A 2,356-nucleotide genomic window follows, 5' to 3' on the forward strand; every position below is an offset into this window, starting at 1 on the left:
TGTCGAACTTGTAGAGCTCGCCGTCACCGATCGCGGGCACGAACAGTTCCCACACGCCGGAGGAACCGAGCGACCGCATCGGATATCCCGCGGCGCCGTCCCAGTGGCAGAAGTCCCCACAGACCCTGACCCCTTGGGCGTTCGGCGCCCACACCGTGAAGCGGGTGCCGACGACGCCCTGGTGGGTCATCGGGTAGGCCCCGAGCGCCCGCCACAGCTCCTCGTGTCGTCCTTCGCCGATCAGGTGCAGATCGAGCTTGCCGAGCGCGGGCAGGAAGCGGTACGGGTCCTGCACCGCGAACTCCGTGCCGTCGTACGTCACCGACAGCGTGTACTCGGGGATCGTGTCGAGGGGCAGTACGCCCGAGAAGAGCCCGTCACCCACGTCCTCCAGCTCACTGCGCAGCTCGTTCACCACCACGGCAACGGCCTCGGCGTACGGACGCAGTACGCGGAACAGGACGCCCTCCGGCACCGGGTGTGCGCCGAGCAGCGCGTGCGGATCGTGGTGGGTGCCGGACAGCAGACGCGCCCGGTCCGTCGCGTCCAGCGCGGTGTCCAGCAATGCGTCCATCGAAGTGGCCGGCCGTACGCCGACCGATGCGGTGCGGACTGTCACGGCTTCAGCCTCCTCAAGGGGGTAAAGGGGATGGGTGGGGTTGGTCGCCGGGCGCATGTCAACGGCCCTCGGCCAGGCGCTTGACCGCCGCCATCGGCACGGGCAGCCAGTCGGGACGGTGCCTCGCCTCGTACAGCACCTCGTACACGGCCCGGTCCGTCTCGTACGCGCGCAGCAGCTCGGGCTCTTCGCGTGGGTCCCAGTCCGCCTCGGCGGCGTAGCCCGCGCAGAAGGCCTCCCGGCAGTGCTGCGCCCACTCGGGGCGCCACGGATGGCGGGACAGGGCGGCGTAGTCGAAGGAGCGGAGCATGCCCGCGACATCGCGTATCGGGGACTGCACGCGGCGGCGCTCGGCGAGCGGGCGGGCCGGCTCACCCTCGAAGTCGATGACCGACCACTGCCGGCCGGCCCTCAGTACCTGCCCGAGGTGGAGATCGCCGTGAATCCGCTGTGCGGGTCGGACCGCCGATTCGAGGGCGGCGAGCGTGTCGAAGGCGGACCACAGCCCGGCCGCGTACGGCCGCAGTTCGGGCACGGATCGCGCGGCCGCGTCGAGGCGCTCGCTCATTCCCTCCGCGAGCCGCCCGTTCCGCCGCCGGCTTGGGGCCTCGACGGGGAAGGCCGCGGACAGCGCGAGATGCACCTCGGCGGTGGCGCGCCCCAGTTCGTACGCCTCGGACGTGAACCCCCGTCCCGAGGCCAGGGACTGGAGCGCCAGGGTCCAGCCGTCGTCGGCTTCGCGCAGGAACGGCTGGAGGACGCCGAGCGTCGCCTCGCGCGGGTGCGAGGTCCGGATCCAGGCCGCGGGCGCCGGCACCCGGGTGCAGCCCTGCCTGGCCAGTGCCGCCGGTACCTCCAAGTCCGGGTTGATGCCGGGCTGGACGCGGCGGAAGACCTTCAGGATGAACGAATCCCCGTACACCAGCGAGGAGTTGGACTGCTCGGCATCGAGAAGGCGCGGGGCGAGACCGGCGGGAACCGCGAATTGCGCGTCGCGTTCGAAGCGCAGCGGGCCCAGCGTTCCCGGAGCGCGCAGCCGCTCCAGGAGCATGCCCGCCGCCTTGGGATCGTGGAGGGCGTCGTACACGATCAGGTCGGCGAGCGGGCCCTTGCTCGGCCGTCCGATGACAGCGTGGGCGAGGCGGGGCGGCAGTGACTTCCCCACCCCCAGGAGGAGTTGGTAGCAGTCGTCGGGCGGGGGAGCGCTGGTGCCGCCGTGGGCGGGCAGCCCGAAGTGTTCGGTGCGGACCAGGAGGTGCAGGCACCCCGGGTACAGCTCGGTCGTCGACACCAGCGTCAGATCCGTGACGGCGCGGCCCTTGCCCGCGAACCACCGCTGCCGCGGCAGCCATGCGTGCAGCAGCTCGGCGAGCGAGGTGAGCAGCGGAGCGGGGCTGAGGCCGCTCGGACGGTGCGGCGCGGTCTTCTGCATGGCGACACGTCCTTTCAAGGGCGGGCGGATTTCAAGGGCACGCGGTGGGGATGAGAGGCACGCGATCGGGATCGGGGGGGAGAGAGACGGTCAGGATCGCCTGATGACGGTGGGGGCGACCGCGCGGCGGAGCCGGAACCAGTAGAAGCCGTGACCCGCGAGGGTCAGCAGGTAGGGGAGTTCGCCGATGGCCGGGAAACGCACCCCGCCGATCAGCTCGACCGGGTGGCGGCCGTCGAACTCCCGCAAATCCAGTTCTGTCGGTTGTGCGAAGCGCGAGAAGTTGTGGACGCACAGGACGAGGT

Annotated in this window: 2 protein-coding genes and 1 pseudogene; all 3 read right to left on the minus strand. The window is 71.3% G+C overall.

Annotation, left to right across the window (positions count from 1 at the left end):
* Positions 1 to 574: pseudogene (locus tag ACFWP7_RS42500) on the minus strand (1,4-alpha-glucan branching enzyme); the annotation flags it as partial.
* 103 nt (positions 575 to 677) lie between these two features.
* A complete protein-coding gene (locus ACFWP7_RS42505) occupies positions 678 to 2,051 on the minus strand; it encodes a maltokinase (RefSeq protein WP_384393994.1) in 1,374 nt (457 codons plus the stop codon).
* Between the two features lie 90 nt (positions 2,052 to 2,141).
* On the minus strand, positions 2,142 to 2,356 hold a 215-nt coding region (locus ACFWP7_RS42510; RefSeq protein ID WP_384393996.1), incomplete at its 5' end, for an alpha-glucosidase C-terminal domain-containing protein.

The sequence above is a fragment of the Streptomyces sp. NPDC058470 genome, assembly GCF_042721055.1.
Classification (GTDB): domain Bacteria; phylum Actinomycetota; class Actinomycetes; order Streptomycetales; family Streptomycetaceae; genus Streptomyces.